The 6136-nt window shown below is 63.9% G+C and carries 13 protein-coding genes; all 13 read right to left on the minus strand.

The window, feature by feature from the left end:
* Positions 1-7 precede the first annotated feature (7 nt).
* Genes rplX through rpsJ form a run of 13 tightly spaced genes read right to left on the minus strand, consistent with a single transcriptional unit; the run spans position 8 to position 5700 of the window.
* Positions 8-322 (minus strand): 50S ribosomal protein L24, encoded by a 315-nt coding sequence (rplX, locus tag ACFO6Q_RS18905; RefSeq protein ID WP_380022684.1) that lies wholly within the window; start codon positions 320-322, stop codon positions 8-10.
* A 13-nt stretch (positions 323-335) separates the two neighbouring features.
* Positions 336-704, minus strand: a complete 369-nt coding sequence (rplN, locus tag ACFO6Q_RS18910; RefSeq protein ID WP_291186492.1) for a 50S ribosomal protein L14 — start codon at positions 702-704, stop codon at positions 336-338.
* A gap of 25 nt (positions 705-729) precedes the next feature.
* Positions 730-993, minus strand: coding sequence for a 30S ribosomal protein S17 (gene rpsQ, locus ACFO6Q_RS18915; protein ID WP_380022686.1), 264 nt, complete (start codon positions 991-993; stop codon positions 730-732).
* Position 994: 1 nt separating this feature from the next.
* Positions 995-1189, minus strand: coding sequence for a 50S ribosomal protein L29 (gene rpmC, locus ACFO6Q_RS18920; RefSeq protein ID WP_380022688.1), 195 nt, complete (start codon positions 1187-1189; stop codon positions 995-997).
* Positions 1189-1602, minus strand: coding sequence for a 50S ribosomal protein L16 (gene rplP / locus ACFO6Q_RS18925; protein ID WP_380022690.1), 414 nt, complete (start codon positions 1600-1602; stop codon positions 1189-1191). The genes rpmC and rplP overlap by 1 nt, the downstream gene beginning before the upstream one ends.
* Before the next feature lie 3 nt (positions 1603-1605).
* Positions 1606-2313: a 30S ribosomal protein S3 gene (rpsC, locus tag ACFO6Q_RS18930; RefSeq protein WP_380022691.1), complete on the minus strand. Its 708-nt coding sequence runs from the start codon at positions 2311-2313 to the stop codon at positions 1606-1608.
* Between the two features lie 17 nt (positions 2314-2330).
* The gene (gene rplV / locus ACFO6Q_RS18935) at positions 2331-2660 is read right to left on the minus strand and encodes a 50S ribosomal protein L22 (RefSeq protein WP_380022706.1); all 330 of its coding nucleotides are present in this window, start codon (positions 2658-2660) and stop codon (positions 2331-2333) included.
* 11 nt (positions 2661-2671) lie between these two features.
* Positions 2672-2953, minus strand: coding sequence for a 30S ribosomal protein S19 (gene rpsS, locus ACFO6Q_RS18940; protein WP_380022692.1), 282 nt, complete (start codon positions 2951-2953; stop codon positions 2672-2674).
* 3 nt (positions 2954-2956) lie between these two features.
* Positions 2957-3784 carry a 50S ribosomal protein L2 gene (rplB, locus tag ACFO6Q_RS18945; RefSeq protein WP_380022693.1) on the minus strand — a complete coding sequence of 276 codons (828 nt, stop codon included), beginning with the start codon at positions 3782-3784 and terminating at the stop codon, positions 2957-2959.
* 48 nt (positions 3785-3832) lie between these two features.
* The gene (gene rplW / locus ACFO6Q_RS18950) at positions 3833-4123 is read right to left on the minus strand and encodes a 50S ribosomal protein L23 (RefSeq protein ID WP_380022695.1); all 291 of its coding nucleotides are present in this window, start codon (positions 4121-4123) and stop codon (positions 3833-3835) included.
* Positions 4120-4722 (minus strand): 50S ribosomal protein L4, encoded by a 603-nt coding sequence (rplD, locus tag ACFO6Q_RS18955; protein WP_380022696.1) that lies wholly within the window; start codon positions 4720-4722, stop codon positions 4120-4122. The genes rplW and rplD overlap by 4 nt, the downstream gene beginning before the upstream one ends.
* A gap of 10 nt (positions 4723-4732) precedes the next feature.
* On the minus strand, positions 4733-5377 hold the full coding sequence (gene rplC, locus ACFO6Q_RS18960) for a 50S ribosomal protein L3 (protein WP_380022698.1): 645 nt from the start codon (positions 5375-5377) through the stop codon (positions 4733-4735).
* An 11-nt stretch (positions 5378-5388) separates the two neighbouring features.
* Positions 5389-5700 (minus strand): 30S ribosomal protein S10, encoded by a 312-nt coding sequence (gene rpsJ / locus ACFO6Q_RS18965; RefSeq protein ID WP_291186485.1) that lies wholly within the window; start codon positions 5698-5700, stop codon positions 5389-5391.
* Positions 5701-6136 lie beyond the last annotated feature (436 nt).

Below are 6136 nucleotides of genomic sequence, written 5' to 3' on the forward strand. Positions count from 1 at the left end.
GCGGACCTCAAGCGTCAACCACTTCACCGGAGGAACGGAACACGCGGACCTTGCGCCCATCGTCGAGCGTCTTGTAGCCCACGCGCTCACCCTTGCCGGTGGCGGTGTTGAACAGCATTACGTTGGAAATATGGACCGGCGCCTCACGCTCGACGATACCGCCGGGCTGGTTCGCCTGCGGATTCGGCTTCGTGTGGCGCTTGATGAGGTTGATGTTCTGCACGAACACGGAATCTCCCGCGACGCGCGTCACCTCGCCCCTCTGGCCCTTGTTCTTGCCGGCGATAACCAGAACCTGGTCGCCCTTGCGGATACGGTTCATGACATCAACCTCGTTACAAAACTTCCGGCGCGAGCGAAACGATCTTCATGAATCGCTCGCCACGCAGCTCACGCGTGACCGGTCCGAAAATACGGGTGCCGATCGGCTCGAGCTTGTTGTTCAACAGGACGGCGGCATTGCCGTCGAAGCGGATCAGCGATCCGTCCGCGCGACGCACACCTTTGCGCGTGCGCACGACGACGGCGTCGTAGACCTCACCCTTCTTCACCTTGCCGCGCGGAATCGCGTCGCGGATCGAAACCTTGATGATGTCGCCGATGCCGGCGTAGCGGCGCTTCGAGCCGCCGAGCACCTTGATGCACATCAGTTCCTTCGCGCCGCTGTTGTCCGCCGCGGCCAGCGTGGTCTGCATCTGGATCATGTCGCTTGACTCCTCTGCTCCACGCTCAGATTTCAGCGCGCGTGACGACTTTCACGACGCGCCAGTTCTTGGTCTTCGACAGCGGACGGCATTCCGCGATGCGGACGACGTCGCCTTCCTTGCACTCACCGGCTTCGTCGTGAGCATGCACCTTGGTCGAGCGGCGCACGATCTTGCCGTACAGCGGATGCTGCACCTGGCGCTCGAGCAGGACGGTCACCGTCTTCTGCATCTTGTTGCTGACGACGCGCCCTTCGAGGGTACGCTGGATCTTTTCGTTCTCGCTCATCTCACTGCCCCTGCTTCTTGCTGCCGAGCAGATGCTTGACCTGCGCGATCTCGCGGCGGACGCGGCCGAACTGGTGCGTCTGCGCGAGCTGGCCCGAGCCCTTCTGCATGCGCAGATTGAACTGCTCGCGACGCAGTTCGGCGAGGTGCTCGACGAGCTGCTCCGTGTTCTTCTGGCGGAGTTCCTGGAGTTCCATCACAGCACCGTCCGGGTTACGAATTGAGTCTGCACCGACAGCTTCGCCGCGGCCAGGCGGAACGCCTCGCGCGCTTCGACCTCGGTGACGCCTTCCATTTCATACAGCATGCGGCCCGGCTGGATCGGAGCGACCCAGAATTCGACGTTGCCCTTGCCGTTGCCCATGCGGACTTCGATCGGCTTCTTCGAGATCGGCTTGTCCGGGAACACGCGGATCCACAGCTTGCCGCCGCGCTTGACGAAGCGCGTGATGCAACGACGGGCGGCTTCGATCTGACGTGCGGTCAGGTGGCCGTGCGTGGTCGCCTTCAGGCCGAACTCGCCGAAACTGACCTTGTTCGAGACGTAGGCCAGGCCGCGGTTGCGGGCTTTCTGGACCTTGCGGTACTTGGTGCGCTTGGGTTGCAGCATGACTTACGCTCCCGCCTTCGGCGCGCGACGCTGCGGACGCTCTTCCGCCGCCTCGGCCTTGGCTTCCTGCTGTGAAGCGTGCAGGTCGAAGATCTCGCCCTTGTAGACCCACACCTTCACGCCAATGATTCCGTACGTGGTCTTCGCTTCGGCGAAGCCGTAGTCGATGTCGGCGCGCAGCGTGTGCAGCGGCACGCGACCTTCGCGATACCACTCCGAACGCGCGATCTCGGCGCCGTTCAGGCGGCCACCGACGTTGACCTTGATGCCGAGCGCGCCGAGGCGCATCGCGTTCTGCACCGAGCGCTTCATCGCGCGACGGAACATGATGCGGCGCTCGAGCTGCTGGGCGATCGATTCGGCCACCAGCTGCGCGTCGAGCTCGGGCTTGCGCACTTCGGTCACGTTGATGTGCGCCGGAACGCCCATCACCTGCGACACTTCCTTGCGCAGCTTCTCGATGTCCTCACCCTTCTTGCCGATCACCACGCCCGGACGGGCGGTGTGGATCGTCACGCGCGCGGTCTTGGCCGGACGCTCGATCAGGATCTTGGAGATGCCGGCCTGGGCGAGCTTCTTCTTCAGCAGCTCGCGCACCTTGAGGTCCGCGCCCAGATACTGGGCGTATTCGCGCTTGTTCGCGAACCACTTGGAGTTCCAGTCCTTGGCGATGCCCAGGCGGATACCGATTGGATTGACTTTGTGACCCATCGTTTCGATCCTGTGCCTTATTCGCCGACAACCACGGTGATGTGGCTCGTGCGCTTGGAGATGCGGGAACCGCGACCCTTCGCACGCGCATGCATGCGCTTGATGATCGCCCCCTCGTCGACGAAGATCTTCGCGACCTTCAGCTCGTCCACGTCCGCACCGAGATTGTTCTCGGCGTTGGCGACCGCCGACAGCAGCACCTTCTTGATCAGGTGAGCCGCCTTCTTGTCGCTGAACGCGAGCAGGTTGGTCGCCCGGTCCACGCTGAGTCCGCGCACCTGATCGGCGACCAGGCGGGCCTTCTGCGGGGAAATGCGCGCGCTGCGCAGGATCGCTTTCGCTTCCATCGTGCTCACCGTCACTTCTTGGCCTCAGCCTTCTTGTCGCCCGAATGCCCCTTGAACGTCCGCGTGACCGCGAATTCGCCGAGCTTGTGGCCGACCATGTTTTCGTTGACCAGCACCGGAACGTGCTGGCGACCGTTGTGGATGGCGAGCGTCAGGCCCACCATCTCCGGCACGATCATCGAGCGGCGCGACCAAGTCTTGATCGGGCGCTTGTTGTTTGCGGCGCTCGCCGTGTCCACCTTCTTCTGCAGGTGGTGATCGACGAACGGACCTTTCTTGAGAGAACGTGGCATGGATTAGCCCCTGCGATCGCGGACGATGAACTGCGTCGTGCGCTTGTTCTTGCGTGTCTTGTAACCCTTCGCCGGCATGCCCCACGGGGACACCGGATGCGGGTTGCCTTGGCCGGCCTTGGCCTCGCCACCACCGTGCGGGTGGTCGACCGGGTTCATCGCCGCGCCGCGCACCGTCGGGCGCACACCGCGCCAGCGGCTCGCGCCGGCCTTGCCCAGCTTCTCGAGGTTGTGCTCGGAGTTGCCGACTTCGCCGATCGTTGCACGGCACTCGGCCGGAACCTTGCGCATTTCGCCCGAACGCAGACGCAGCGTCGCGTAACCCTGCTCGCGCGCGACCAGCTGCGCCGAGGCGCCGGCGGAACGCGCGATCTGCGCACCCTTGCCGGGCTTCATTTCGATGCAGTGCACGGTCGAGCCGATCGGGATGTTGCGCAGCGGCAGCGAGTTGCCGACCTTGATCGGCGCGTCGTGACCGGAAATCAGCTGATCACCGACCTTCGCGCCCTTCGGCGCGATGATGTAGCGGCGCTCGCCGTCGACGAACAGCAGCAGCGCGATGTGCGCGGTGCGGTTCGGGTCGTACTCGATGCGCTCGATGCGGCAGGCGATGCCTTCCTTGTCGCGCTTGAAGTCGATGATGCGGTAGTTCTGCTTGGAACCGCCGCCCTTGTGGCGCGTCGTGATGCGACCGTAGTGGTTGCGGCCACCGGTCTTCGACTGCGATTCGGTCAGCGGACGGTACGGGTCGCCCTTGTGCAATCCGGGCGTGACCACGCGCACGACGGCGCGGCGTCCGGCAGAGGTGGGTTTGACTGTAATCAGTGCCATGATGTTTTTTCCTGATTTCCATGAACGCCTGAGGCGTCCATATCCACCTTAAGCCTTGGCGGTCACGTCGATGGTCTGGCCATCGGCGAGGCGAACGTAAGCCTTGCGCTTGCTGCCGCGCGTACCCGCGCGGTTGCGAAACGAACGAGCCTTGCCTTTCTGATTGACCAGGTTCACCGACTGCACTTCGACGCTGAACAGACCTTCGACCGCGGCCTTGACGTCGGCCTTCGTCGCGCCCTGCGCAACTTCGAACACGTATTGGTTGAGCTCCTGCAGGCGCGCGCTCTTCTCGGAGATGTGCGGTGCGCGCAGGACGCTGAAAAGCTGCTCTTTCATGCCAGCCACTCCTCGATGCGCTTGAGCGATTCGACCGTCATCACGACCTTGTCCGCGCCGACGAGGCTGACCGGATCCAGCGCGGCGACGTCGACGACGTGGACGTACGGCACGTTGCGCGCGGCCAGGAACAGCGCCTCCGGCGCATTCTCGGCGACCAGGACGACGCGGCCTTCCGCCTGCAGCTCGCCGAGCTTGGCGACCAGCGCCTTCGTCTTCGGCTGCTCGACTCCGAACGACTCGACCAGCGAGATGCGGTTCTGACGGTTCAGCTCCGACAGGATCGAAACCATCGCACCGCGAAACATCTTGCGGTTGACCTTCTGCGCGAAGCTGCGCGGCTTGGCCGCGAACGTCACGCCGCCGCCGACGAAGATCGGCGCCTTCAGCGCGCCGTGACGCGCACCGCCGCCCTTCTGCTTCTTCGACTTCTTGGTGGTACCGCTGACTTCCGAGCGCGTCTTCTGCGCCTTGGTGCCGGCACGGCCGGCGTTGCGATACGCCACGACGACCTGATGCACGAGGTCTTCGCGGAATTCCTTGCCGAACACCGCCTCGGAGACGGTCACGGGTTTGGCGCCAACAACATTGAGTTCCATGGCGTCCTCCTTACTTCGACTTCACGGCCGGACGGATGATCACGTTGCCGCCCGGAGCACCCGGAACCGCACCCTTGATCGCGATCAGGTGACGCTCGCTGTCGATCTTGACGACCTCCAGGTTCATCGATGAACGGTTCACGTTGCCCATGTGACCGGCCATCTTCTTGCCCGGGAACACGCGACCCGGCGTCTGGCGCTGGCCGATCGAGCCCGGCGAGCGATGCGACAGCGAGTTGCCGTGCGTGGCGTCGCCCATCGTGAAATGGTGACGCTTGATCGTGCCCTGGAAACCCTTGCCCTTGCTGACGCCGGCGACGTCGACCTTCTGGCCGACGGTGAACAGTTCATCGGCCTTCACTTCGCCGCCGACCGCGAACTTGCCCAGATCGCCCGCTTCGACGCGGAATTCCCACAGGCCGCGACCAGCCTCGACCTTCGCCTTCGCGTAGTGACCCGCGAGCGGCTTGCTGATCAGCGCAGCGCGCTTCGCGCCGGCGGTGACCTGGACGGCGCTGTAGCCGTCGACCTCGACCGTCTTGACCTGGGTCACGCGGTTCGGCGTCGCCTCGATCAGCGTCACCGGCACCGAGCGGCCGTCTTCGGTGAAGACGCGGCTCATGCCGCATTTACGACCTACCAATCCGATACTCATGGTCTGCTGCCTCAGTGCAACTTGATCTGGACGTCGACGCCGGCCGCGAGATCGAGCTTCATCAGCGCGTCCACGGTCTTGTCGTTCGGGTCGACGATGTCCAGCACGCGCTTGTGCACGCGCGTCTCGTATTGGTCGCGCGCATCCTTGTCGGCGTGCGGCGACACCAGAATGGTGTAACGCTCGATCTTGGTCGGCAGCGGGATCGGACCGAGCACCTGAGCCCCGGTACGCTTCGCCGTTTCGACGATTTCGCTCGCCGAACGATCGATCAGACGGTGATCGAACGCCTTGAGCCGGATACGAATCTTCTGGTCCGCCATTGCCGTGTCCTTGAATCTGAAAGAACGTCGTTCATCGATGAGGGGTTCATCGAACCCGCTCGCCGCACCCCTGTCGGGCGCGACCTCGATCACCTGCTCGAAACTACGAAAACATGGGCGGGCCGATGACGGCCCGCCCAACTTTGATTCACTTGCCGTGACCGACGATCTCCTGTTTCGAGACCGCAGCCCCACGACCGGCATCCTTGCCCGCGAACTCGAAGCGCTTCCTGCGCCTCATTTCGCTGTCTTTCGCCACCCGGCACCCGGCCAGAGCGGCAGTGAGCTAACAAGTATAATACACAGTTCAGCCGATGTGAAGCCCTCGGATGAACGCAGCCGGGAGATTCTCACCCGGCCGGCAATTCGCCTTACTGGACGATCTTGGCCACCACGCCCGCGCCGACCGTACGGCCGCCCTCGCGGATCGCGAAGC

The sequence above is a fragment of the Dokdonella ginsengisoli genome, assembly GCF_042652785.1.
Classification (GTDB): Bacteria; Pseudomonadota; Gammaproteobacteria; order Xanthomonadales; family Rhodanobacteraceae; genus Dokdonella_A; species Dokdonella_A ginsengisoli.

Coding starts and splice junctions, on each gene's coding strand:
- rplD (WP_380022696.1), bottom strand. CDS start 4,722: ATGGAACTCAATGTTGTTGGCGCCAAACCCGTGACCGTCTCCGAGGCG.
- rpsJ (WP_291186485.1), bottom strand. CDS start 5,700: ATGGCGGACCAGAAGATTCGTATCCGGCTCAAGGCGTTCGATCACCGT.
- rplB (WP_380022693.1), bottom strand. CDS start 3,784: ATGGCACTGATTACAGTCAAACCCACCTCTGCCGGACGCCGCGCCGTC.
- rpsC (WP_380022691.1), bottom strand. CDS start 2,313: ATGGGTCACAAAGTCAATCCAATCGGTATCCGCCTGGGCATCGCCAAG.
- rplN (WP_291186492.1), bottom strand. CDS start 704: ATGATCCAGATGCAGACCACGCTGGCCGCGGCGGACAACAGCGGCGCG.
- rpsS (WP_380022692.1), bottom strand. CDS start 2,953: ATGCCACGTTCTCTCAAGAAAGGTCCGTTCGTCGATCACCACCTGCAG.
- rplC (WP_380022698.1), bottom strand. CDS start 5,377: ATGAGTATCGGATTGGTAGGTCGTAAATGCGGCATGAGCCGCGTCTTC.
- rplP (WP_380022690.1), bottom strand. CDS start 1,602: ATGCTGCAACCCAAGCGCACCAAGTACCGCAAGGTCCAGAAAGCCCGC.
- rpmC (WP_380022688.1), bottom strand. CDS start 1,189: ATGGAACTCCAGGAACTCCGCCAGAAGAACACGGAGCAGCTCGTCGAG.
- rplW (WP_380022695.1), bottom strand. CDS start 4,123: ATGAAAGAGCAGCTTTTCAGCGTCCTGCGCGCACCGCACATCTCCGAG.
- rplV (WP_380022706.1), bottom strand. CDS start 2,660: ATGGAAGCGAAAGCGATCCTGCGCAGCGCGCGCATTTCCCCGCAGAAG.
- rplX (WP_380022684.1), bottom strand. CDS start 322: ATGAACCGTATCCGCAAGGGCGACCAGGTTCTGGTTATCGCCGGCAAG.
- rpsQ (WP_380022686.1), bottom strand. CDS start 993: ATGAGCGAGAACGAAAAGATCCAGCGTACCCTCGAAGGGCGCGTCGTC.